General features: G+C 73.4%; 19 protein-coding genes. 6 read left to right on the forward strand and 13 right to left on the reverse strand.

Features of this window, described 5'->3' with window-relative positions; genetic code table 11:
* Positions 1-17: 17 nt before the first annotated feature.
* The 5 genes from TU31_RS29560 to TU31_RS29580 form a co-directional block, all read right to left on the reverse strand.
* A complete protein-coding gene (locus tag TU31_RS29560; RefSeq protein ID WP_042160208.1) occupies positions 18-3,632 on the reverse strand; it encodes a hydantoinase B/oxoprolinase family protein in 3,615 nt (1,204 codons plus the stop codon).
* A complete protein-coding gene (locus TU31_RS29565) occupies positions 3,629-4,588 on the reverse strand; it encodes an SGNH/GDSL hydrolase family protein (protein ID WP_245698878.1) in 960 nt (319 codons plus the stop codon). Before TU31_RS29565 ends, TU31_RS29560 begins: the two co-directional genes overlap by 4 nt.
* On the reverse strand, positions 4,585-5,814 hold the full coding sequence (locus TU31_RS29570) for a glycosyltransferase (protein WP_042160211.1): 1,230 nt from the start codon (positions 5,812-5,814) through the stop codon (positions 4,585-4,587). The genes TU31_RS29565 and TU31_RS29570 overlap by 4 nt, the downstream gene beginning before the upstream one ends.
* On the reverse strand, positions 5,811-6,938 hold the full coding sequence (locus tag TU31_RS29575; protein ID WP_042160213.1) for a glycosyltransferase family 4 protein: 1,128 nt from the start codon (positions 6,936-6,938) through the stop codon (positions 5,811-5,813). Before TU31_RS29575 ends, TU31_RS29570 begins: the two co-directional genes overlap by 4 nt.
* Positions 6,939-7,534: 596 nt before the next feature.
* Positions 7,535-8,950, reverse strand: coding sequence for a HEAT repeat domain-containing protein (locus TU31_RS29580; protein WP_042160215.1), 1,416 nt, complete (start codon positions 8,948-8,950; stop codon positions 7,535-7,537).
* Between the two features lie 312 nt (positions 8,951-9,262).
* Here TU31_RS29580 and TU31_RS29585 point away from each other — a divergent pair, with 312 nt between their 5' ends.
* Positions 9,263-10,726 (forward strand): PP2C family protein-serine/threonine phosphatase, encoded by a 1,464-nt coding sequence (locus TU31_RS29585; RefSeq protein WP_042160217.1) that lies wholly within the window; start codon positions 9,263-9,265, stop codon positions 10,724-10,726.
* Positions 10,727-10,890: 164 nt separating this feature from the next.
* Here TU31_RS29585 and TU31_RS29590 read toward each other — a convergent pair whose 3' ends face one another.
* On the reverse strand, positions 10,891-12,420 hold the full coding sequence (locus TU31_RS29590; protein ID WP_042160219.1) for a DNA-binding protein NsdB: 1,530 nt from the start codon (positions 12,418-12,420) through the stop codon (positions 10,891-10,893).
* 285 nt (positions 12,421-12,705) lie between these two features.
* Between TU31_RS29590 and TU31_RS29595 the strand changes: the two genes are divergently transcribed.
* Both TU31_RS29595 and TU31_RS29600 read left to right on the forward strand, forming a co-directional pair.
* Positions 12,706-13,839: an aminoglycoside phosphotransferase family protein gene (locus TU31_RS29595; RefSeq protein WP_078886052.1), complete on the forward strand. Its 1,134-nt coding sequence runs from the start codon at positions 12,706-12,708 to the stop codon at positions 13,837-13,839.
* A 335-nt stretch (positions 13,840-14,174) separates the two neighbouring features.
* Positions 14,175-16,181, forward strand: coding sequence for an N-acetylmuramoyl-L-alanine amidase (locus tag TU31_RS29600; protein ID WP_042160222.1), 2,007 nt, complete (start codon positions 14,175-14,177; stop codon positions 16,179-16,181).
* Between the two features lie 86 nt (positions 16,182-16,267).
* On the opposite strand, the gene TU31_RS29605 is transcribed toward TU31_RS29600, so the two are convergent.
* The 3 genes from TU31_RS29605 to TU31_RS29615 all read right to left on the reverse strand — a co-directional run bounded on the left by TU31_RS29605 (position 16,268) and on the right by TU31_RS29615 (position 17,906).
* Positions 16,268-16,768, reverse strand: coding sequence for a hypothetical protein (locus TU31_RS29605; RefSeq protein ID WP_042160224.1), 501 nt, complete (start codon positions 16,766-16,768; stop codon positions 16,268-16,270).
* 98 nt (positions 16,769-16,866) lie between these two features.
* Positions 16,867-17,262, reverse strand: coding sequence for an ACT domain-containing protein (locus TU31_RS29610; protein WP_042160226.1), 396 nt, complete (start codon positions 17,260-17,262; stop codon positions 16,867-16,869).
* Positions 17,263-17,297: 35 nt separating this feature from the next.
* Positions 17,298-17,906, reverse strand: coding sequence for a CGNR zinc finger domain-containing protein (locus TU31_RS29615; RefSeq protein ID WP_042160228.1), 609 nt, complete (start codon positions 17,904-17,906; stop codon positions 17,298-17,300).
* A 50-nt stretch (positions 17,907-17,956) separates the two neighbouring features.
* Here TU31_RS29615 and TU31_RS38835 point away from each other — a divergent pair, with 50 nt between their 5' ends.
* The 3 genes from TU31_RS38835 to TU31_RS29625 are packed head-to-tail and all read left to right on the forward strand — an operon-like array spanning position 17,957 to position 19,633.
* Positions 17,957-18,136 (forward strand): hypothetical protein, encoded by a 180-nt coding sequence (locus tag TU31_RS38835; protein ID WP_158894778.1) that lies wholly within the window; start codon positions 17,957-17,959, stop codon positions 18,134-18,136.
* Positions 18,127-18,861 carry a maleylpyruvate isomerase family mycothiol-dependent enzyme gene (locus TU31_RS29620; protein ID WP_245698879.1) on the forward strand — a complete coding sequence of 245 codons (735 nt, stop codon included), beginning with the start codon at positions 18,127-18,129 and terminating at the stop codon, positions 18,859-18,861. The genes TU31_RS38835 and TU31_RS29620 overlap by 10 nt, the downstream gene beginning before the upstream one ends.
* 31 nt (positions 18,862-18,892) lie before the next feature.
* Positions 18,893-19,633 (forward strand): leucine-rich repeat domain-containing protein, encoded by a 741-nt coding sequence (locus TU31_RS29625; RefSeq protein ID WP_181018696.1) that lies wholly within the window; start codon positions 18,893-18,895, stop codon positions 19,631-19,633.
* 56 nt (positions 19,634-19,689) lie between these two features.
* Here TU31_RS29625 and TU31_RS29630 read toward each other — a convergent pair whose 3' ends face one another.
* The 4 genes from TU31_RS29630 to TU31_RS29645 all read right to left on the reverse strand — a co-directional run bounded on the left by TU31_RS29630 (position 19,690) and on the right by TU31_RS29645 (position 23,230).
* Positions 19,690-19,929: a DUF397 domain-containing protein gene (locus TU31_RS29630; protein ID WP_042160231.1), complete on the reverse strand. Its 240-nt coding sequence runs from the start codon at positions 19,927-19,929 to the stop codon at positions 19,690-19,692.
* Positions 19,930-20,067: 138 nt separating this feature from the next.
* Entirely contained in the window at positions 20,068-21,234 is a 1,167-nt protein-coding gene (locus TU31_RS29635; protein WP_042160233.1) for a thiolase family protein, read from the reverse strand.
* The gene (locus tag TU31_RS29640) at positions 21,234-22,283 is read right to left on the reverse strand and encodes a thiolase family protein (protein ID WP_042160235.1); all 1,050 of its coding nucleotides are present in this window, start codon (positions 22,281-22,283) and stop codon (positions 21,234-21,236) included. The genes TU31_RS29635 and TU31_RS29640 overlap by 1 nt, the downstream gene beginning before the upstream one ends.
* A complete protein-coding gene (locus TU31_RS29645) occupies positions 22,283-23,230 on the reverse strand; it encodes a Zn-ribbon domain-containing OB-fold protein (protein WP_042160237.1) in 948 nt (315 codons plus the stop codon). The genes TU31_RS29640 and TU31_RS29645 overlap by 1 nt, the downstream gene beginning before the upstream one ends.
* Position 23,231 lies beyond the last annotated feature (1 nt).

Below are 23,231 nucleotides of genomic sequence, written 5' to 3' on the forward strand. Positions count from 1 at the left end.
GACCAGCCGTACGCCGCTCAGCCACCGTCCGGCGTCCCGTACCCCCCGCCGCCCGGGGTGCGCAGCACCAGCACATCGTCCACGCCGACGTCCGCCGCGTCACAGCCCGCCAGGGTCTCGTGCGTACCGTCCGCCCGTTCGATGGAGTTGACGCCCAGCGCACCGGGCGCACCGCCCGCCATGCCGTACGGGGCGACCCGGCGGTGGTTGGTCAGCACGGCGATGGTCATCGGCTCCAGGAAGCGCAGCCGGCGCTCGACACCGCAGCCGCCGTGCCAGCGGCCCCGGCCGCCGCTGCCGGAGCGGATGGCGAAACTGTCGACGCGGACGGGGTAGCGCCACTCCAGTACTTCGGGGTCAGTCAGCCGGGAGTTGGTCATATGGGTCTGTACGGCATCCGCGCCGTCGAAGCCGTCGCCGGCGCCCGCACCGCTGGCGACGGTCTCGTAGTACTGCACCCGGTCATTGCCGAAGGTGAGGTTGTTCATGGTGCCCGAGCCCTCGGCCTGGACGCCGAGCGCGGCGTAGAGCGCGCCGGTGACCGCCTGGGAGGTCTCCACATTGCCCGCGACGGTGGCCGCCGGGAAGACGGGAGCGAGCATCGAGCCCTCCGGGATGCGGACCTCCACGGGCTTGAGGCAGCCGCTGTTGAGCGGGATGTCGTCGGCGACCAGGGTGCGGAAGACGTACAGCACGGCCGCCATCACCACGGAGCTGGGCGCGTTCGCGTTGCCCGGCTGCTGGGGTGAGGTGCCGGCGAAGTCCAGTACGGCACTGCGGGCGGCGCGGTCGACGGTCAGCGCCACATGTATCTCGGCCCCGCTGTCGGTCTCGTAGCGGTAGCTGCCGTCCGACAGCCCGGCGATGATCCGCCGGACCGATTCCTCGGCGTTGTCCTGGACGTGCCCCATATAGGCCCGTACGACGTCCAGACCGAACTGCTCGGTCATCCGCCGGAGTTCCTGGATGCCCTTCTCGTTGGCGGCGATCTGGGCGCGCAGATCGGCGAGGTTGGCGTCCGGTGCGCGGGAGGGGTACGGGCCGGCGGCGAGCAGTTCGCGGGTCGCGCGCTCGCGCAGTTCGCCGTCGCGCACCAGCAGCCAGTTGTCGAAGAGGATGCCCTCCTCCTGGATGGTGCTGCTGAAGGCCGGCATCGAGCCCGGGGTGATGCCGCCGATCTCGGCGTGGTGGCCGCGGGAGGCCACCAGGAACAGCAGGGTCTCCCCGTCGGGGTCGAAGACGGGGGTGACGACGGTGACGTCGGGGAGGTGGGTGCCCCCGTGGTACGGATCGTTGATCGCATACACATCACCGGGCCGCATGTCGTCGCCGCGGCGCCGGAGCACCTCCTTGATGGACTCCCCCATCGAGCCCAGGTGCACGGGAATGTGCGGGGCATTGGCGATCAGATTGCCGTCGGCGTCGAAGAGCGCGCAGGAGAAGTCGAGGCGCTCCTTGATGTTGACGGAGTGCGCGGTGTTCTCCAGGCGGACGCCCATCTGCTCGGCGATCGCCATGAAGAGGCTGTTGAAGACCTCCAGCATCACCGGGTCGGCCGCCGTGCCGACCGCCGCCCGGCCGGTGCGCGGCCGGGTCCGGGTCAGGGTGAGATGTCCGCGGTCACCCATGGCGGCCTGCCAGTCCGGGTCGAGGACCGTGGTCGCGTCCTCCTCGGCGATGACGGCCGGGCCGGTGAGGGTGTCACCGGGGCGCAGGTCGGTGCGCCGGTAGAGGCCGGTGTCCTGCCAGCGGCCGCCGGTGTACATCCGGATCGTCGCGGCCGGCGTCAACTCCCCTTCCCTGCTGCCGGGTTGCGTCTCATGGTCACCGGCGCCGCCGGCCGCTCCCAGCGCCTCGACCGACACCGCCTCGGCCACCAGGGGCTTGTCCATGGTGAAGGCGTAGCGCTCGCGATGTGCCCGGTCGAACTCCGCGGCCATGGTGTCGGCGTCGGCCAGCGGGACGCCGATGGTGGAGTCGGTCCCGGCGTAGCGGATCAGCACCCGGGCGCGGGTGGTGACGGAGTCGTCCGGCACCCCGTCGTCGAGGAGTTCGCGCCGGGTCTGCGCGGCGAGGGTGTCGCACACCTCCTGGACCCGGCCAACGGCCCCGGGGCCGGTGAACTCCGCCTCGACGGCCTGCTCGCGCATCGCGGTGGCGTCGGCGACCCCGATGCCGTACGCGGAGAGCACCCCGGCCAGCGGCGGGACGAGCACCGTGTCGATGCCCAGCGCGTCGGCGACCGCGCAGGCGTGCTGGCCGCCGGCGCCGCCGAAGCTGGTGAGGGCGTAGCGGGTGATGTCGCGGCCGCGCTGGACGGAGATCTTCTTGACGGCGTTGGCCATGTTGAGCACCGCGATGTCCAGGAAGCCGGCCGCGACCTCCTCGGGTCCGCGGTCGTCCCCGGTCTCGGCGGCGGCCCGCGCGGCCAGCTCCGTGAAGCGGCTGCGGACCACCTCGGCGTCCAGCGGCTGGTCACCGTCCGGCCCGAACACCGCCGGGAAGTGCGCGGGCTGGACACGGCCGAGCATGACGTTGGCGTCGGTGACGGTGAGCGGGCCGCCGCGCCGGTAGCAGGCCGGCCCCGGGTCCGCGCCGGCCGAGTCGGGGCCGACCCGGTAGCGGCGGCCGTCGAAGTGGAGCACGGAACCGCCGCCGGCCGCGACGGTGTGGATGTTCATCATGGGGGCGCGCATCCGTACGCCCGCTACCTCGTTGCCGAAGACCCGCTCGAACTCACCGGCGTAGTGCGACACATCGGTGGAGGTGCCGCCCATGTCGAAGCCGATCACCCGGCCGTAACCGTCGCCGGCCTCGGCGGACGTACGGACCATGCCGACCACACCGCCCGCGGGCCCGGACAGCACCGCGTCCTTGCCGCGGAAGTGCGCGGCCTGCCGCAGCCCCCCGTTGGACTGCATGAACATCAGCCGGATTCCGGGGAGTTGGGCGGCGATCTCGTCGACATAGCGGCCCAGGATCGGCGAGAGGTAGGCGTCGACGACGGTGGTGTCGCCGCGCGGCACCAGCTTCATCAGCGGGCTGACCTCGTGCGAGCAGCTGACCTGGGCGAAGCCGGCGCGCCGGGCCAGCTCGGCGACCGCCCGCTCGTGGTCGGCGTGGCGGTAGCCGTGCAGCAGGACGACGGCGGCGCTGCGCAGACCGTCCGCCCGGGCCCGGACCAGCGCCCGGCGGACCTCGTCCACGTCCAGCGGCCGGACCAGCCCGCCCTGTGCGCCGATCCGCTCCGGCACCTCGATCACCCGGTCGTAGAGCGCCTCGGGCAGCAGGATCCGCCGGTCGAAGATCCGCGGCCGGTTCTGGTAGGCGATCCGCAGCGCGTCCCGGAAACCTTCGGTGATCAGCAGTACGGTCGGTTCGCCCTTGCGCTCCAGCAGGGCGTTGGTGGCGACGGTGGTGCCCATCTTGACGACCGACACCCGGTCGGCGGGCACCGGTTCGTCCGGGCCGAGCTCCAGCATCAGCCGGATGCCGGCCACCGCGGCGTCCCGATAGCGCTCCGGATGGTGCGAGAGCAGCTTGGTGGTGGCCAGCCGCCCGTCCGGCCGCCTGCCGACGACGTCCGTGAACGTGCCACCGCGGTCGATCCAGAACTCCCAGCGTCCGGTCACCCCGCCATTGTCGCAGCGCCCCTCGCCGTCCCGGTGTCTTTGCCGGTACCCGCGCCGTCCGTCCGGGTCAGTGCGGCGAGTGCGGAGCGGGTGGCGTGGTCGGCCGCGGCGTCCAGCAGACGCCCGGAGCCGGCCAGGCCGTGCCGGCACTCCTGGACCGCCAGACCGAGCAGCCCGGGCAGCAGATCCGTGCACCGGTCGGCGACCCAGCGGGTGCCCCGGGTCGCCATCCACAGCGCGGCTCCGGCACGGGTCGGCGCCGGCCCGTCGAGGGTGAGCGCGGGCGGCGGTCCGACGGGCAGGCCGACGGTGGCGAGCGCCGTGTGGAAGCCACGGGCCAGCAGCCGGTGGCCGCGCTCGCTGGGGTGCAGCCGGTCCACGCTCCAGGAGGCGCGTTCGGTGACCCAGGGGTACTCGGCGAGGTGCAGATGCACGCCCTCGTAGCGGGCGGACACCGCGTGGACGACGGTGTTCACGGCGCGCATCCGGCGCCCCAGCGGGCGGGCCAGCGGCGCGGGCAGCCCCAGCATCCGGCCCGGATCGGGCAGACAGGCCGTCAGCACCACGGCCCCGTCGGCACTCAGCGCGCCGTGCGCCCGGTCCAGCGCGGCCGCCACCCGCTCGATGGCGAAGGCGGCACGCAGGGTGTCGTTCGCCCCGACGAGCAGTGCGGCGAAGCGCGGCCGGAGCGCCCGGGCCACGGGCAGCTGCCGTTCGGCGACATCGGCGGCCAGCGCCCCGCTCCGCGCCAGCTTCACCAGCGGAACGCCCCCGGGCCGCTCGCCCAGCGCCTCGGCCAGCAGGGCGGCCCAGCCACGCCAGCCGCCGCCCGGGACCGGATCGCCGAGCCCCTCGGTCAGCGAATCACCGAGCGCGACGAAGCAGCCCGGGGCCGGGGAACGCCCACCGCCCGGCGCCTGAGCCGGTATCACCACCCCCTCGGAGGCCATCGTCACCACCCGCCCAACGGGCGCGCCTGGTGCGGTACGGCCGCGGCGGCGAGCTCCCTGCCGGCCGGTGCGGGCGCGTCGTGCGCCGCCAGGAAGGCGTCGATGGCGGGCTGCCAGCCATAGCCCTCGGCCCGCCGGCGGGCGGCGGCGCGCCGGGCGGGCGCCGGCCGGGCCAGCACCCGCTGGACCGCGTCGGCGAAGGACGGCCCGTCGTCGAGCGCCGTGTCCCCGCCGCTGCCGACCAGGCTCGCCAGCGCGGAGGCCGCACTGGCGACCACCGGGGTGCCACAGGCGAGCGCCTCCAGGGCCGCCAGTCCGAAGGTCTCGGCCGGGCCGGGCGCCAGCGCGAGGTCGGCGCCTGCCTGGAGCGCGGCGAGCCGGGAGCGGTCGGCGAGATGCCCGAGGAACGCCACGGGCAGCCGCTCGGCCCGCGCCCGGGCCTCCAGCCGCGCCCGCAGCGGCCCGTCCCCGGCGACCACCAGCGCCGCGTCGACCCCGCGCCGCCGCAGCTCCGCCAGCGCGTCCAGGGCCCGGCCCGGCCGCTTCTCCTGCGACAGCCGCGAGCAGAGCAGCAACAGGACCTCCGCCCGGCCCGCGCACTGCCGCCGCAGCTCCGCGCTGCGGCAGTCCGGGTGCCAGGCCGCGAGATCGACACCGAGCGGTGCACGCACCACATTGCGCGCACCGGCCCGGACGAACTCCGCCGCCGCCCACTCGGTGGTGCACACGACCCGGCTGTAGGCGTGCGCCGTACGGCGGTTGAGCCGGTCCGCGGCCGCACGGGCGAGCGGCTGCGGCACGCCCCAGGTGCGCAGCACCCCGTCCACGCTCTCGTGGGAGACCATCACCGCGGGCACCCGCGCCCGGCGCGCCCACTCCCCCGTCCAGCGCAGCGTCGTACGGTCGGAGACCTCCAGCCGGTCGGGGGCCAGCGAGTGCAGCAGCCGCTCCAGCCGGCGGCGGTCGGTCAGCATGCGGTAGCCGCCGCTGCCCGGCAGCTCCGGCCCCGGCACGGTGATCACCCGGCCCTGTCCGGTGCGTTCGTCGCGGAGCCCTGCCGCCCCGTCCGCTCCCGGCGGGCCGGGCACGATGAGCACCGGCTCGTGCCCGGCGGCCCGGTAGCCCGCGCCGAGTTCGCGCAGCGCGGTGCGCAGCCCGCCGGAGGCCGGGGTGACGAAGTTGGCGATCCGGACGATCCGCAGACCCGTCCCGGTGGTGCGTCGCGCGGTCATGCGGCCACCGCCGGCCGGTCGCTGAGCACGGCCTCGTAGTGCCCCAGCAGCTGGTCGCCGACCGCCTCCCAGGAGCGGTCAGCGACGGCGCGGCGGGCCGCGGCGCCGAACCGGACACGCAGCTCGGCACTGCCCGCGAGGAAACGCACCGCGTCCCGGAACGCCCCGCCGTCGCCGGGCGTCACCAGCAATCCCGTACGGCCGTGGTCCACCAGGTCCAGCGGGCCGCCCGCCCGGGGCGCCACCACCGGCACACCGGAGGCCATCGCCTCCTGCACGGTCTGGCAGAACGTCTCGTACGGCCCGGTATGGACGAAGACGTCCAGCGACGCGTAGAGGCGCGCGAGTTCGTCCCCGGTGCGGCGGCCGAGAAAGCGGACCTCCGGCAGCGCGGTGCGCAGCCCGGCGGCGCTGGGGCCGTCGCCGATGACGACGGTGCGGACGCCCGGCAGCCGCGAGGTCTCGGCCAGCAGCCGGACGTCCTTCTCCGGCGCCAGCCGCCCCACGTACCCCACCAGCAGCTCCCGCCCCGCGGTCAACGAGCTGCGCAGCACCGCGTCGCGCCGCCCCGGGTGGAACCGCTCGGAGTCGACACCGCGCGGCCAGAGGTGGACCCGCGGCACCCCGTGCTCGGTCAGATCCAGCAGTGCCGCGCTGGACGGCGCGAGGGTGCGGTCGGCGGCGGCATGCACCGCCCGGATACGCCGCCAGGCCGTGGCCGCGCCCCCGCCGAGGTAGGTGCGGGCATAGCGGCCCAGATCGGTCTGGTAGACGGCGATCGCGGGCACCTGCCGACGGGCGGCGGCCGCCATCCCGCGGGCGCCGAGGACGAAGGGACTGGCGAGGTGCACCAGGTCGGGGCGGTGCCCGTCGAGCGCCGCGGACAGCCGGCGCCCGGGGAGCGCGATCCGCACCTGCGGATAACCGGGCAGCGGCATGGAGGGCACCCGTACGACGGGGCAGGGACTCTCGTCCGTATCGGCAGCCGCCGAAGCGCCACCGAGCGGCGCGATGACGAGCGGATCGTGGCCACGCCGGACGAGGTGCCGGGCGGTTTGCAGGGCGCAGTGGGAGACGCCGTTGACATCGGGCGGGAAGGATTCGGTGACGAGGACGACACGCATACGGCTGTTGTCGGCGCACCGTGCGTGGAGGGGGCCAAAGGGATCTTTCCTGTCGGAGAACGTCTTCCCACGTTTTCGGCTGTCCCGCCGTGGTTGTTGCTCGCCGTTTGTGGCCCGCTGCGCGGTGCCCCGGCCGTTGCGCCTGCGGCGGGCGGTGCCGCTGCGCGGGGCTGTCGGGTGCGGTGACGGGTCTGCGCGGGTGGGGGTGTCCGGACTGCTTCGCTTTACGTCCGGACACCCCCACCCGCGCAGACCCGTCCCCTCCCGTTGGAGGGTGGGAAAAACCTTGGTGGGTGGACCCGTGGGTGGTCCGGTGCGGGTCGTCGATCACACGCAACGGGCATGAGCACGGACGCGGGCACAGACATTTCACGGGGATGGGCATGGGCGGCCAGCCCCACCCACCGTCACTCACTCCCCCAACGGGAGGGGACGGGCCGGAGGGGCCTGGTGTGTGGACGTAAAGCGAAGCAGTCCACACACCAGGCCCCGGAGGCCCGTCACCGCACCCACAGCCCCGCGCAGCGGACCCCGCCCGCCGCAGGCGCAACGGCGAGAAACCACCACGACGGGAAAGCCGAAAACGTGGGAAAAACCTAGGCCTCTGGGCCGATCCGGCTACGGACGGCCGTTTGGACCTCGTCCTCCTCGGCGGGGTCGGCGGCAAGGCGCCGGAGCTGTTCGACGACGCGGTCGTCGCCGGTGGCAGCGTGCCGAGCGGCTAGTTCCCGAGTCGTCTCCTCGCAGTCCCACAGGCACTCGACGGCGAAGCCGGCCGCGAACCCGGGGTCGGTGGCGGCGAGCGCCCCGGCGGCCCGGCCGCGGAGGTGGGAGGAGGAGGTTTCGCGGTAGATGTGCCGCAGAACGGGGGCGGCGCAGCCGACGCCGAGCCGGCCGGTGCCGTCGACCAGCTCCCACAGGCCGTCCGCGTCCGGCCCCTCCTCGCGTACGGTCCGGCGCAGCGCGGCCAGCACCAGCTCGGCGTCGCGCCGCCCGCCCCGACGGGCGAGCACCGCGGCGGCGGCCGCGCCCAGCCGGTCCGTGCGCGGCGCCCAGATGCGGGCCCGCGCGACCGCGGCCACACTGCGCATCCGCGTGAAGGCGGCGAGCGCGGCGGAGACCAGCTGCTCGGAGGAGAAGGGGTCGGCCACCGCGGCCTCGATCAGATCGAGGGTCTCCGGATCGCCGCGCTCGGCGAGGTGGTGGAGCACGGCGGCGCGCGCCGCGTCCGGGGCGCTGCGGGCGGCACGCAGCAGCTCGGGGCGGTCCTCGGGTCCGGCGACGGCGCCCAGGCAGCGGGCGGCGGCGTGCTGCCGGTTTTCCGGGGGCGCCGGATCCAGGTCCTGCTGGGCCCACGCCAGGACCTCGGTCACGCTCCAGCCGGGGCGTGGCCCGCTGGGCTGAAGCTGCCGCTGCCAGCGGTCGAAGGATCCCTGTTCCCCGGCGGCGGCCAGGCGCGGTCCGTAACGGGGGTCCTCGGCCCACAGGCGCCACGGCCGGGGCTCGAAGGCGTCGCGCACGGCGGCGGCCAGCTCGGCCGCGCCCTGCTCGGTCTCGGGGAAGCGGGCGAGGACGGCGGGGGCGAGGGTCATCAGCCCGGCGTCGTCGTCACGCAGCGCGAGCTCGTCCAGGGCCCAGCGCCAGTTGCTGCCGGCCGCGGCATAGCTGCGCAGCAGCAGACGGGCGGCGTCCCTGCCGTACGCGGCGAGGTGGCCGAGGACGGCGAGGGCCAGACCGGTGCGCTCCTCGCCGGTGTCGACCAGGTCGTCCGGGTGGAAGAGATGGCGTTCGATCTGCTCGAGCCCGCCGTCGAGCTGCATGTAGAGGCGTGCGTAGTAGAGCGAGCGGTTCTCGACCTGCCAGTCGCGCCGGGGGTCGCGCAGCACGCTGTCGTTGAGTGCCGCGAGCGCCTCGGCCCGCGGCGCCGCGAGGGCATGCAGGGTCCCGTCGCCGCGGCCTCGCTGAAGGAGGCCGAGCAGGGTGCCACTGGGCGCTATGTCTGGATCGAACATGAGGTCAGCATCCGGTGCGGGGGACTGGCTGGCAACGGGATTTCCGCTGACCGGCATTCTTGCCGGTGACCGCGGGCCGTATGCCTCGTTCCCACCATGGATCGGCGGGAACGCCTGCGTACGGCGGCCGAAGCCTAGCCTGGAAGCTGTCATTCCGCCGATTCGCCCCGGGGTTGCCCCAGGAAGGCCGGCGGCATATGCCAGATGCACCACCGTATCGGGTAGTGCCAAATCCCTTACGGACCGTCGCCGCCTGTGCAACAGTCGTTACCGGCCCCTTCAGCCCGGCGCCGCCTGATCACGGAGTACGTCATGCCGTCCCCTCTCTTCGCGGATCACTCAGCCGACCGGCCCCCCGAGCGCGAAACGGTCGAGGCACTCATCACGCAGGCCCGCCGCCTGCGCGGTGGCCTCGACGCCGTCCGGGAGTCCACGGTGGACACCAGCCTCGCCACCGACCCGCAGCTGCGCTGGCAGCGGGCCCTGTGCGATCTCGCGGTGCACCACCTCGACGACCTCGGGGGCCACCTCGACCAGCTGAGAGAGGGCCTGCCCACCGAGAGCGCGGACGACCCGGCAGCGGAGGCCGAACCGCCGGCCGCCCCGCCGGAGCCCGAGCCCCATGAGCGCGGCTCGCTGCTGCGCCGGGTGGGCAGCGCCGAGTGGAATCTGCTCACCGACGAGGTCAGCTGGTCCGACGAGCTGTTCGCGATGTTCGGCCGGGCCCCGTCCGACGGCCCGCTCACCCTCGACGAACTTCCCTCCCTGGTCCACCCCGAGGACCAGGACGGGCTGGCCACGATGGTCACGGACTGTCTGGTGGACGGCCGGCCGATCGACGGCGAATTCCGCATCGTGCGCCCGGACGAGACGCTGCGCACGGTGCACATGGTGGGCGAGCCGGTGCTCGACGCCGACGGCAGTACCGCCTGTATGTGGGCCGTGCTGCGGGACGTCAGCGAGCTGCGCCGCAGCCAGCAGGCGGTACGCGAGACCCGTGACTCGCTGCACCGCGAGCGGCAGATCGCGCAGACAGAGCACCGGCTTGCGGTCGAGCTTCAGGAGGCCGTGCTGCCGCCGTGGCGCGGCTCCCTGAGGTTCCCGCACGGCGGCCCGGTGGCCCTCGACCTCGCCGGGCGCTATCTGCCGTCCGGCACCCGCGACCTGATCGGCGGGGACTGGTACGACGCACTGCAACTCCCGGACGGCACCACCCTGATGAGCGTCGGCGATCTGACCGGGCACGGTGTCACCGCCACGTCCGGAATGGCGATGGTGCTCGGCGCACTGCGCGGAATGGCGGTCGCCGGACACCGGCCGGGCCCCCTGATGGGCTTCGTCAACCAACTGCTGGACACCGCCGCCCAGCCGGCGCTGGGCAGCGCGGTGTGCGGCCGGTTCGACCCGGCCGCGCGGACGCTGGAGTGGGCCCAGGCGGGGCACCCCGCACCGCTGTTGTTCCGCGGCGGCACGGGGCGCGCGCTGGACCCGCCCGAGGGCGTACTCCTCGGCGCGACCTCGGGTGCGTCCTACACCCAGCACACCGAGCAACTGGAGCCCGGCGACCTCCTCGTCCTGCACACCGACGGCCTCGTCCCGCGCCGTGCGCAGGGCGCGGATGCCACCCATGAGGGTGCCGAGCGGCTCCTCGCCCTGGCGCCGCGGTTCGCCGGCACGCGCAGTGCCCAGGACTGCGTCCGCATCGTCGTCGAGGAGTTCGGCACGGCCGAGCGCGAGGACGACGCCTGTGTGCTGATCGCCCGGGTGGGCGACTGACACACCTCGGGGCAGGCTGAGGGCAGACCGGTGCTTCCAACGACCATTTGGTGACATCGGCCGGCGGACCGTCGGTTGACGGTTGAGGCGGCAGGGCCGCGGAGGACGTGTCGCCACCCGGGACTACAGGTGACGCACCGTCACCCCCCGCGTCGCCGCCCGCCTCAGGTGGAGAAGTTCTTTCCCAGCCCCGCTCCGATACCGGGACCCAGGCCTGATCCCTTGGACTTGGGCTTCGCCTTCGGCAGGACATGCTGGATCTCCTCGCGCAGGTCCTGGATCTTGGCGTAGTTCGCGTACTGTCCCGTGAGCCGGAACATTTCGCGGAGCCGGTCCCAGGTCCGGTGCGAGGAGTTCTCCCCGATGGACACCAGCGCCAGCCTGGCGTAACGGTCGGCCTGTTCGGGGTCGTTGCCGATGAAGCAGGCCGACGCCATCGAGAGGTAGTCGAAGATCTGCGACCGCTGGCGGCCGTTCTCCCGCAGCGTCAGCGCCCGCTTGGCGTGATGCTGGGCGACCTTGGCGACCGAGGGATCGTGGTCGGCGAGGGTACGGAACGCCAGCGCCTGCATACCGTGCAGATCCGCCTCGTCGAACATCTGCATCCAGCTCGGCGGCGGCACATCGCCCTTGTCGGAGACGAACAACTCCTCCGCCTCGCCCAGGGTGCGGCGCATCGCCTGGCCGTGCCCCTTGGACGCCTGGGCCCAGGCCTCGATGGTGTGCAGCATGGCGCGGGTACGCGGCAGGGTTTCCGCGCCGGAACCGGACTTGGCCAGCTTCATCAGATCCAGCGCGTCGTCCGGACGGCCCAGATGGACCATCTGGCGCGCGGCACGGGAGAGCGCCTCACCGGCGCGGGGACGGTCGCCGCCCTCGCGGGCCGCATGGGCGGCGATGATGAAGTACTTCTGGGCGGTGGGCTCCAGGCCCACGTCGTGGGACATCCAGCCGGCCAGCACCGCCAGATTGGCGGCCACCCCCCACAGCCTGCGCTGCAAATGCTCGGGGTGGCGGTAGGCGAGCATGCCGCCGACCTCGTTGAGCTGACCCACCACGGCCTTGCGCTGAAGCCCGCCACCGCGGGCCGCGTCCCAGGCGCGGAACACCTCGACCGAGCGCTCCAGCGCATCGATCTCCTGCGACCCCACGGGGGCCGCCTCGTAGCGGTCGAGGCCGATCTGGTCGAGTTCGTCGATGGAGTCGGAAGCGAACGGGGCGTCGTGGCGTGGGGCGCCGGCCGGTGTCGGATCGGTGTGCAGCCAGTCGTGCATGGCGCCGGTGAGTGCGGAACCCGCGGCGAGCGCAGCGCCCGCACCCACCAAGCCGCGTCGGTTGAGCATGAGGTCCATTCCCGTGAATTCCGTGAGGACCGCGGCGGTCCGTTCGGGAGCCCACGGCAGACCGTCCATGGCCTGCCGCTTCCCCGAGCGACCGGTTCTTGCGAACCCGAGGTCCTCGATGGTTACGACACGGCCGAGGCGCTCGGTGAACAGGGAAGCCAGAACCTTGGGCACCGGATCACGCGGGGTCTCCCCCATGTCGATCCAGCGCCGCACTCGTGAGGTGTCGGTCGCCAGCTGCGGATGGCCCATGGCCGCCGCCTGCCGGTTGACCAGTCTCGCCAGCTCTCCCTTGGACCAGCCGGCCAGGCCGAAAAGGTCCGCGAGACGGGTGTTCGGCTGCCTGTCCACGTCAAGCCCCCAGGTTCCTCGACTGAGTTGACAGTAACGGCCGCTGACATGCACTGGGTCCATTCGCCAGGGTTCGCCACCCTGCGCCAGATGGTCTGCCACCCGCAGCCACGTGTTCTGTAGACATGCCGCCCCCGGCCTGGTGGCGGGACCGCATTCCCCAGGGTGCGCGCCCTTCACAGGGACCCTGGATCGGCCTCCTGCACGGGGCCCGTTCACGGGTTCCCACCACCGGGCCGGGGAGCGCACGCAACTCGCCGGCGCACGAAGGGATCTGTCTCACCCATGTATGCAGCATCGTCCGCCGTGACCGTCCCCACCCGGCCGCACCGCCCGCACCCCACCGGAGGGGGGCCGTATCTCGACCCCACCCCTTCCGCGGGGGCGGTCCCCGGTCTGCCCGGCGGCCGTACCCGGCGGGCGCAGGGGACAGGCGCCCAACCGCTCAGCGGGAGGCTCGACTTGTCCGGCCCCCAGGGCGCCCAGTTGCGCGCCGCCGTTGCCTCGGTGCACCGCATCTGCCCGGAGTTCAATCCGGTGCAGGTGCTGCGCCGCAGCGGCAGATCCGTCCTCCTCGTGGGGACGACGGGCCGGATGACCGCGGTCGCCAAGTGTTTACTGGACCAGTCACCGGCCTGGGCGGACAGGTTCCGGCAGGAAATAAGCGCATACCGTGCATTCGTCCGGCATCGTCCGCCGGTTCGGGTGCCGCGGCTGGTGGCGGCCGACCCCGACAACTGCACGCTCATCATGGAGCGGATGCCCGGCCGGGTAGCGGCCCTGACCCGGCACCCGTCCGAGGCCCCGCCCCGCGCGGACGTCCGGTCCGCGCTCGGCGCGATCTGCCGGATCAATCTCTGGCGTCCGCCGGCCGGGCTGTTCGACACCCCGCTGGACTACGCGGGCCGGATCGGCCGCTACCACGACCTGGGGCTGCTCACCGACCGGGACCTGGGTGATCTTCAGAAGCTGATGCACGGCCTGTCGCACACCCAGGGCCAGTTCTGTCACGGCGATGCGCTGCTGAACAACGTGCTGCTGTCCCCCGCCGGCCCGGTGCTGCTGGACTGGGACAACGCGGGCTGGTACCTGCCGGGCTACGACCTGGCGACGCTGTGGTCGGTGCTCGGTGACGCGCCGGTGGCCCGCCGCCACATCAGCCAGCTCGCCCAGAACGCCGGACCGGCCTCGCGGGACGCCTTCCTGGTGAATCTGATGCTGGTGCTCACCCGCGAGATCCGGCGCTATGAAACCGCGGTCCAGCGGACCATGCGCGAGCCCACGCCGACGGGAGCACCGGGGCCGGGACACCCCGGCGTGCCCGCGGCGGGCGAGGAGCAGCGGCTGCTCCTGCGCCGACTGCACGACGACTGCCAGATGGCACGGCGTGCGGTAAGGGCGGCGGTCGGCACTCGCTGACCGCCGAGGGGGGACTGTGAGCGGCGCGCCCGGGCACGGGGTGCGCCGCTCACCCATGTGCGCCGGCCTGCCGCCGGCGCTTCTCTTCTGCTGCCCGCGGGGCCGGTTCATTGGTCCATTCCACTGACGCTCCGCAGGCCCGGCACCGGCCCGGGAAGGCTCCTCCGGAGAGGCCCTGACATGCGGAATCCCGAACCGGCAGGGTGATTGACGGACCGTCGGCAAACGTATAGCTCTAAGCCGACAGGGGACTCTAGTCTCGGGTCCCGCCCGTGCGGCCGTTTGCGCACCCACCGTCACACCGCCCCGGCTCGGGCCGGCTCGAGGAGGTTGCTTTGCAAGGATCCGCCCCGGAAGACGAGAAGAGAGTCCCCCGCCCCGCCCTGCGGAGATCCGCCACCGCCGTCGCGGCCGCGGTGCTGCTGCTGCCGCTCGCGGGAGCGCCGTCCGCACAGGCCGGACAGCCCCGGACGGACACACTGCAACGGGCCTTCACCGAGGCCGCCGAGCGTTTCCATGTGCCGCGCAGTGTGCTGCTCGGTGTCTCGTATCTGGAGTCCCGCTGGGACGGGCACGGCGGCGCGCCCAGCGTCTCCGGGGGCTACGGGCCGATGCATCTGACCGACGCCCGTACGGCCCTGACCCGCACACCGGAGTTCAGTGAGGGTGACGAGGATGCGCGCGGCGACGGGGCGCGGGCCCGTAAGAGGGTGCCGGCCGGTGCGGCGCAGCGAGCGGCGCTGCCCGCCGAACTCCCGGCCCGGCTGCGTACGTTGCCGACGGCCGCCGAGCTGACCGGGATTCCGGCCGAGAAGCTGCGCACCGACCCCGCGGCGAATGTGCTCGGCGGTGCCGCGCTGCTCGCCGCGGAGCAGCGCAAGCTGGGCACGGCCGCGGGCAGCGACCCGGCGCGGTGGTATGCGGCGGTGGCGCGCTACGGCGGCCAGGACAGCGCGTACAGCGGGAAGGCCTTCGCGGACGAGGTGTACGCGGTGCTGCGCCAGGGCCAGGCCCGCACCACCGACGCGGGACAGCGGGTCGCGCTGGCCGCCGCGCCGGGGCTGGCTCCTGACGCCGGACAGCAGAAACGTCTCAGCGCGTCGGCCACCAAGGCGTCGACGGCGCCCGCCGGCCGCCGGCCGGAGTGCCCGCGGAATGTCGCCTGCGAGTCCGTGCCGGCGCCGTACGAGGAGTTCGGTGACGGTGACTACGGCAACCACGACAAGGCGGACCGCCCCGCGGACCAGCGAGTCAGCGCCATCGTCATCCATGACACCGAGGGGTCCTGGGAGACCACGCTCAAGCTGATCAAGGACCCGGCGTATGTGTCCTGGAACTACACGATCCGTTCCTCGGACGGTCTGATCGCCCAGCATGTGCCCACCAAGGACGTCGCCTGGCATGCGGGCAACTGGTACATCAACTCGCACTCCGTCGGCATCGAGCACGAAGGCTTCCTGGCCGCACCGGACGCCTGGTACACGGAGGCGATGTACCGCGCCTCGGCCCGGCTGGTGAAGTATCTGGGCCGCAAGTACGACGTGCCGCTCGACCGGCAGCACATCCTCGGCCACGACAATGTGCCCGGCACGACGACGGCCACCATCCCGGGGATGCACACCGACCCCGGCCCGTACTGGGACTGGGCGCACTACTTCACGCTGCTGGGCAAGCCGTTCAAGGCCACCGCGGGCCCGCGCGGCGGGCTGGTCACCATCCGCCCCGATTACGACGAGAACCAGCCGGTGTACACCGGCTGTGTGAAGGCCGGTGACACCTGTGCCCCGCACGGCTCCACGGCGGTCCGGCTGTACAGCGCGCCGGACGAGGACGCGCCGCTGGTCAAGGACGTCGGACTGCACCCGAACGGCAGTGACTCGACGACCGGGGTGAATGACACGGGTGCCCGCGCCACGACGGGGCAGCGGTTCGCGGTGGCCGGCCGGTCCGGCGACTGGACGGCGATCTGGTACCTCGGGCAGAAGGCGTGGTTCCACAATCCGCCGGACGAGCCGGTGGCCGTGCACGCCAAGGGGCTGATCGCCACGCCGAAGGACGGGCGGCAGGAGATCCCGGTCTACGGCCGTGCGTACCCGGAGAAGGAGGCCTACCCGGCCGGGGTCCCCTACCAGGCGGTCTCCCCGCTGCCGTACAAGCTCGCGGCCGGCCAGAAGTACACCGTCGGGGGCCGGATGCGGGGCGACTACTTCTACTCCCCGACCTTCGATGTCACCAAGCATGCGGTCGTGCGCGGCGAGGACGTCTACTACGAGATCCAGCTCGGGCACCGGGTCGGCTATGTGCGGGCGGCCGACGTGGAGGTGCGGCGCTCGGGTTCGTGAAACCCGTCGGGTGAGCGCGTCGCGCCCGGTGGACGGGGAACCGTCCACCGGGCGCGACACTGTCCGCTCCGGGGCCGTGCCGGGGCTCAGCCCTGCTGGAAGAGCTCCGCCGGCAGCGGCTTGAGCAGGGCGTAGAGGTCGTCGGTGATCGGCCGGTCCCAGCTGGCGATGGTGACCAGCACACCGTCGCTGCGGTCGAACTGGGCGCAGGAGATCCGGCTCTCGGAGCACTTGATGCGCTTGACGATCAGCAGGTTGTCGTCGTGCATCACGGGGGTGTCCTCGCTCTCGACGACCGTCACCGGTTCGTCGTTGCCGAGCGCCGCCAGCAGCTGGGCCACCTCGAAGGGCACCTGGTCGTCCTCCAGCTCGCGGGCCGGGGAGCCTTCCGGCAGATTGCCGATGATCATCGCGGGGCCGCGGCCGCCGAACAGGTCGTAGCGGAGGAAGACGCCCTGGCAGCTCCCGTCGGGCGCGGGCAGCAGCCCGGCTCCGAGATTGCCCGGCCAGTCCCCGGGGTCCATGGCGAGGACGTCGAAGTCAGGCCCGGCGGGCGTGGCTGCGCTGCGGCGGCGGAGGAAGGACATGCCGCCATCGTACGTGGCCCGGCCGGGCGCGCCGCGCGGACGTCGGGGTCGGCGACACCCCGTGCGCGGCGCCGCCGCCCCCTCTGTGGCCGGTGGCCTCAGGCCTGGTCGGCCAGGGCGCGCAGCCGGCGCAGCGCCTCGTCGGCCGCGTCATACGGCACGAAGAGGTGATCGTGGTGGAAGCCCGCGACGACATTGCAGCTGAGGCCGGCCTGGGCGAGGGCGGTGGCGACGGCGGCGGTCAGTCCGACGGCGTCCAGCGCGGAGTGCACCCGCAGGGTGATCCAGGCGGCGACGTAGTCGTAGGCCAGGCCCGCGCGGTCGGCCTCTTCCTGGTGGACGACGAGGGTGCGGCCTTCGGGTTCGGAGACGGTGACCACCGGGGTCAGCCCCTCGGGGACCGCGCCGGGGACGCTGGCAAAGACGTAGCGGCCCTCGTTCCGCTCGGGACGCATCGCGCTCAGAAGGGCCCGGAGGTCGCGTTCACCTGTCATGCCGCCAGCCTACGGGCACCTGTCATGCCACCGGCCTACGGGGCGTCGCCCTGGGCCTCCCGGCGGCGTTCGTGGTGGCGGGCGACCCGGGCGCGGTTGCCGCAGGAGGGCGTGCACCACTCCTGGCGGGCATGGTCCTTGACGAAGTAGCGCACACAGCGCGGGGCGGGGCAGGCCCGCAGCAGGGCGCGGTCCGGTCCGTCGAGGAAGGTGAGGGCGGCGCGGGCCAGCGCGGCGACGATCCGGTCGGCGGCCGGCGGAGTGCCGGCCGGCCGCAGCCGCAGCGTGGGCCGGGCGTCCGGCTCCCAGCTGAGCCGGGGCACCGTGGGGACCAGGGCCGCGGCGGCGTTGAGCCGGCGGATCGCCTCCGCTTCCGGGAGGAGCCGGTGGGCGTCGGCGGAGCTGGGCGGGCCCGGACGGACGGCGCGGGCGAACAGGGACCGCACCGCGGCCCGCAGCTCCCGTACGGCGGTGTGCAGCGTCTCGTCCACGGTGACCGGCGGCCCGTCGCAGTCCAGCAGCGCGGCCCGTTCGCGCACCCAGACCGCGAGCCCTTCCCGGTCGGCCAGGTCATCGGCGACGCCGCCGTGCCCGTCGTGGCGGATGGTGACGGCGAGGTCGAGGGCGAGCTGTGTTGCGGCCATGCGGCTAATGGTAACGTCACCGACCACCATTAGCCGGCTGAGGGGGCGGTGTGGCCGACATGCGTCAACTGCTGGGTGATCTGCGGATCTTGGCGGGTGAGCTGTCCGTAGGCGGTCCACCGACGGCACCGGGCGGACCGGGGGGACTGTGCGCCGCACGGCTCTCCGGCGCCGGGCGGGCGCAGGCCCCCGAGCCGTATGCCAGGACAAAGGAGCTGCTGTGGCACTGACGACGGAGCGCACCATGCCGGCCGAGGCGATACGGGCCGCGATCGAGGCGGGTCAGGAGCGGCTGCGCGCCCTGCTGCCCGCCCTGACCGACGAAGAGGTGCCGGAGCCCAGCGAGTTGCCCGGCTGGTCCCGTGCGCATGTCCTCTCGCACATCGAGGGCGTCGGGCTGGCGCTGGCCCGGCAGGCCCGTTATGCGCTGCGCGGTGAGCTGATCGAGCCGTATGACGGCGGCCGCCCGGCGCGCGCCGCCGCGATCGAGGCCGGCGCGCTGCGGGACGCGGCGGCGCTGCGGGAGGCCGTACGGGCCGCGCTGGCCGAGGCTTCGGCGGCCTGGGCGGCGGTCGGCCCCGCCGACTGGTCGCGGCCGGTGCGGCATCGCGACGGCGATCTGCGCTCCGCGTTGCTGGCCTGGTGGCGGGAGTTGGAGATCCACACCGCGGACGCCCGGATCGGTTACGGCCCGCGGGACTGGCCGCGGGAACTGTGCCTGCACCTGCTGGACCATATGGCGCCCCGCGTACCCGAGGACGTGCACCTCGTTCTGACGGCCACGGACGGCGCGCTGTCGCGGCGGTACGGTTCCGGGGACGCGCCGACGGTGACCGTGAGCGGGCCGCTCGGTGATCTCGCGGCCTGGCTGACCGGCCGCAGGCCGCAGCACCCGCTCGACTGCCGGCGGTCGGGAGCGGTGGCCCCGCTGCCCGAACTGCTCGGCTGGCCGTAGCGGTCCGGCACCACCTCCCGGAAGGCCCCCCATGCCCCTGCCCGAGCCCGGCGGCCCTCCCGTGCTGAACCTCTGGAAGGCGGGCCTGGATGCCGTACCACCCGAGGTCTGGCGGCGCGCGGACTGGGAGGTGCTGATCCTGGCCGACAACGCGCTGACCGAGATCCCGGCGGCGGTCGGCCGGCTGCGCGCGCTGCACACCCTCGACCTCGGCCACAACGCGCTGACCGCGGTCCCCGACGAGATCGGCGAGCCGGCCGGGCTGACCCGTTTCCTCTATCTGCACGACAACCGGCTCACCGCACTGCCGGACACCCTCGGCGGACTGGACCGGCTCGGCTATCTCAACGTCGGCGAAAATCCGCTCGGCCGCCTGCCGGCCGCGCTCGGCGAGATGGCCGGGCTGGTCGAACTCCGCGCACAGCAGGCGGAGTTGACCGAACTCCCGGAGTCGCTGGGGCGGCTCGGCCGGCTCCGGGAGCTGTGGCTGGGCGGCAATGCGCTGACGGCACTGCCCGGGAGCCTCGCGGCGCTGGGCGAACTGCGGCTGCTGGAGCTACGGGACAACGCGCTCCGCCACGTCCCCGAGGCGCTGCGCGCTCTTCCGCTGCTGCGCCGGATCGATCTGCGCGGCAACCGGATCGCGGAGTTGCCGCCGTGGATCGTCCGGCTGCCGTCGCTGGAGAAGCTCGATCTGCGCTGGAACACCGTGGCGGACGGGGCGGAGCCGGTCCGGGCGCTCCGGGAGCGCGGGTGCGTGGTGCTCACCTGACCACCGCTCTCCCGTGGCCGTCGCCCGGGCGTGTCCTGCGCTCCGGGCGACACGCCCTACGTGAGGTCGAACTCGCCCTCGCGCGCGTCGAGGACGAAGGCGCGCCACTCGGCGGGGGTGAAGATCACCGCCGGGATCTCGGGGCTGCGGCGGTTGCGCATCGCAATATAGCCCTCGACGAAGGCGATCTGGACGCCGCCCACACCCTGGGTGCTCGACTGCCACTCGGCCTGCGTCAGGTCGAGATCGGGCCTGGGCCCGCCCACGAGCCGCTGCTCCGTGATGCTGTCGGTCACGTGTCCCGCACCTCCCGGTTCGTCGTCCGCGGTCAGCCTAACCACTGTGTCCGGGGACGGACAGGGGACGTGGCGAGGCGGTGGAGTGGTGATCCGCGGGCGGGCGCGCCAGCCGGGCGCGTCCGCCCCCGACGGTGGTCAGCCGCCCGGTGTGTAGGCGCCCACCAGCCACATCGCGAAGAACTGGGAGCCACCGCCGTAGGCGTGTCCCAACGCGGTGCGGGCGCCGTCGACTTGGTGATCGCCGGCCATGCCCCGTACCTGGAGGGCGGCCTCCGCGAAGCGGATCATTCCGGAGGCGCCGATCGGGTTGGTGGACAGCACCCCGCCGGAGGGGTTGACGGGGAGCGCGCCGTCGAGTTCGGTGACGCCGGACTCGGTGAGTTTCCAGCCCTCGCCCTCCTCGGCGAAGCCCAGGTTCTCCAGCCACATCGGCTCGTACCAGCTGAAGGGGACGTACATCTCCACCGCGTCGATCTGTCGGCGCGGGTCGGTGATTCCGGCCTGCCGGTAGACATCCGCGGCGCAGTCCTTGCCGGCCTGCGGCGAGACGAAGTCCTTGCCGGCGAAGAGGGTGGGTTCGCTGCGCATCGCCCCGCCGTGCACCCAGGCCGCCGGGTGCGGGGCGCGGGCGGCCCCGGTGCGGTCGGTGAGGATCATGGCGCAGGCCCCGTCGGAGGACGGACAGGTCTCGGAGTAGCGGATCGGGTCCCAGAGCATCGGGGAGGCCTGGACCTTTTCGAGGGTGAGGTCCTTCTCGTGGAGATGGGCGTAGGGGTTCTTGAGCGCGTTGCGGCGGTCCTTGTAGGCGACGAGGGAGCCGATGGTGTCCGGGGCGCCGGTGCGCCGCATGTACGCGCGGACGTGCGGGGCGAAGAAGCCGCCGGCACCGGCGAGCAGCGGCTGCTGGAAGGGGATCGGCAGGGACAGGCCCCACATGGCGTTGGACTCGGACTGTTTCTCGAAGGCGAGGGTGAGGACGGTGCGGTGGACCCGGGCGGCGACGAGGTTGGTGGCGACCAGGGCGGTGGAGCCGCCGACCGAGCCCGCGGTGTGCACCCGCAGCATCGGTTTGCCGACGGCGCCCAGGGCGTCGGCGAGGTACAGCTCGGGCATCATCACGCCCTCGAAGAAGTCGGGGGCCTTGCCAATCACCACGGCGTCGATGTCCGCCCAGGTCAACTGGGCGTCGTCCAGGGCGCGCCGGGCGGCCTCGCGGACGAGTCCGGCGAGGGAGACATCCCGGCGTGCGGCGACGTGCCGGGTCTGGCCGATGCCCACGACGGCCACGGGCTCCTTGCTCATCACTCACCCTCCAGGACGGCGACCAGGTTCTGTTGCAGGCACGGCCCCGATGTCGCATGGGCGAGTGCGCGGTCGGACTCTCCCCGGTGGATGCGGGCGGCGGCCTCGCCCAGGCGGATCAGCCCGGCGGCCATGACCGGGTTGGTGGCGAGCGCGCCGCCGGACGGGTTGATCCGGACCGTGCTGTCCGGCGCGTCGAGCTTCAGGGCACGGCGCAGAACGACTTCCTGGGAGGTGAAGGGGGCGTGCAACTCGGCGGTGTCCAAAGGCCGTTCGAAGGCTCCGGCGCGCTCGGCGGCGAGCCGGGTGGACGGTGAGTCGGTGAGGTCGCGGACGCCCAGGGCGTGGGCCTCGATGCGGTGGTCGAGGCCGCGTATCCAGGCGGGGCGGGCGGTCAGCCGGCGGGCGGTGTCACCGGCGGCGAGGACGACGGCGGCCGCGCCGTCGCCGATGGGCGGGCAGTCGCCGGTACGCAGCGGGGCGACGAGGTGCTCGCCGGGGGGCACGGCGCCGCGCAGTTGGGCGTGCGGATTGGACTCGGCGGCCGTGCGGCTGCGGGCCGCGATACCGGCCAGTGCCCGCTCATCGGTCAGCCCCGCGTCGATCAGGGCCTGGGCCTGGAGGGCGGCGAGCGCGACCGAGTCGGGCCACAGCGGGGCCACGTAGTAGGGATCGAGCTGGCGGGTGAGGACCTCGCGGACGTCACCGGGCGAGGACTTGCCGTACGCGTAGACCAGCGCGGTCTCCGCCTCGCCGGTGAGGAGCTTCACCCAGGCCTCGTACAGCGCCCAGGCGCCGTCCATCTCGACATGGGATTCGGAGATCGGCGGCCAGGCGCCGACGCCGTCCAGGGCCATGGTGAAGGAGAAGGCGCGGCCGGCGAGGTAGTCGGAGGAGCCGGAGCAGGTGAAGCCGATGTCCCGGGCCGCCAGGCCGGTTTGCTCCAGCACGTCGTGGAGCACCGGCATCAGCATCTCCACCTCGGAGGTCTCCGCGCTGTCGCGGACATGATCGCTCTGCCCGAAGGCGACGATGGCGACCTCGCGCATCAGATCAGCTCCTTGTAGCTGTCGTAGTCGGCATCGGGTTCGCCGGTGGGGCGGTAGTGGTCGGGGAAGCGGCCGTCCTCGCTCCATACGGGTTCCACCCGCAGCCCCATGCGGACCCGGTCGTACGGGATGCCGCCGATCCGGGCGTGCAGGGCCAGGTCGGCGCCGTCCAGGGCGATATGGGCGTAGACGTAGGGGACCTCGATGTCGAGGTTCTTGGCCTTGATGTTGACGATGCAGAAGGTGGTGACGGTGCCGCGCGGGCCGACCTCGACCTGGGTGTCGGTGGCGACGCCGCAGGTGGGACAGGCGCCGCGGGGCGGGACATAGACCTTGCGGCAGGAGGGACAGCGTTCGCCGATGGTCTTGTGGTCCGCGAGGGCCCGGAGATAGCGGGACTGGGCGCGGCCGGGCGCGTAGGTGTAGTCGAGCCGGGCGGGGGCGGTGATACCGGTGACGGGGTCGGCGAACTCCCCGTCGTGCGGGGCGGGTTCGGCGTCGCCTGCCGGACTGTCGTAGGGCTCGAAGCAGGCGATATCGGTGATCGCCCCGGTGCGCCGCGCGGCCCAGCGGATCCGGACCCGCATTCCGGTGCGTACCGCCTCGGGGCCGGGTGCGTCCAGGGCGTGCAGCAGCGCGGTGTCGGCGCCGTCGAGCCGGACCAGGACCCAGGCGAAGGGGGTGGCGAGCGGCTGGCCGCGGCGGGGGGACGGGTTCCAGGCCCAGGTGGTGACGGTGCCGGCGCTGCCCACCTCGACCAGGTCCCGGACCTCCTCGGCGGTGACCGGGTCGTACTCGGTGGGCGGTACGACCACCCGGCCGTCGCTCGCCGTGACGCCGAGGACGGTGCGCTCGCGCAGCCCGGTGAGAAAGGCGCTCTGGACGGGGCCGAGCGAGCGGGTGAAGGGGAATTCCACGACGAGGGGCGCCGTGAGGACCTCGGACATA

Origin of the sequence: Streptomyces lydicamycinicus (genome assembly GCF_000829715.2) — a bacterium.
Classification (GTDB): Bacteria; Actinomycetota; Actinomycetes; order Streptomycetales; family Streptomycetaceae; genus Streptomyces; species Streptomyces lydicamycinicus.

Excerpts from the sequence above, each read along its gene's own strand:
- TU31_RS29640 (WP_042160235.1), bottom strand. The coding sequence starts at position 22,283 with ATGCGCGAGGTCGCCATCGTCGCCTTCGGGCAGAGCGATCATGTCCGC.
- TU31_RS29580 (WP_042160215.1), bottom strand. The coding sequence starts at position 8,950 with ATGTTCGATCCAGACATAGCGCCCAGTGGCACCCTGCTCGGCCTCCTT.
- TU31_RS29585 (WP_042160217.1), top strand. The coding sequence starts at position 9,263 with ATGCCGTCCCCTCTCTTCGCGGATCACTCAGCCGACCGGCCCCCCGAG.
- TU31_RS29570 (WP_042160211.1), bottom strand. The coding sequence starts at position 5,814 with ATGACCGCGCGACGCACCACCGGGACGGGTCTGCGGATCGTCCGGATC.
- TU31_RS29610 (WP_042160226.1), bottom strand. The coding sequence starts at position 17,262 with ATGACAGGTGAACGCGACCTCCGGGCCCTTCTGAGCGCGATGCGTCCC.
- TU31_RS29595 (WP_078886052.1), top strand. The coding sequence starts at position 12,706 with ATGTATGCAGCATCGTCCGCCGTGACCGTCCCCACCCGGCCGCACCGC.
- TU31_RS29625 (WP_181018696.1), top strand. The coding sequence starts at position 18,893 with ATGCCCCTGCCCGAGCCCGGCGGCCCTCCCGTGCTGAACCTCTGGAAG.
- TU31_RS29635 (WP_042160233.1), bottom strand. The coding sequence starts at position 21,234 with ATGAGCAAGGAGCCCGTGGCCGTCGTGGGCATCGGCCAGACCCGGCAC.
- TU31_RS29645 (WP_042160237.1), bottom strand. The coding sequence starts at position 23,230 with ATGTCCGAGGTCCTCACGGCGCCCCTCGTCGTGGAATTCCCCTTCACC.
- TU31_RS29605 (WP_042160224.1), bottom strand. The coding sequence starts at position 16,768 with ATGTCCTTCCTCCGCCGCCGCAGCGCAGCCACGCCCGCCGGGCCTGAC.
- TU31_RS29575 (WP_042160213.1), bottom strand. The coding sequence starts at position 6,938 with ATGCGTGTCGTCCTCGTCACCGAATCCTTCCCGCCCGATGTCAACGGC.
- TU31_RS29615 (WP_042160228.1), bottom strand. The coding sequence starts at position 17,906 with ATGGCCGCAACACAGCTCGCCCTCGACCTCGCCGTCACCATCCGCCAC.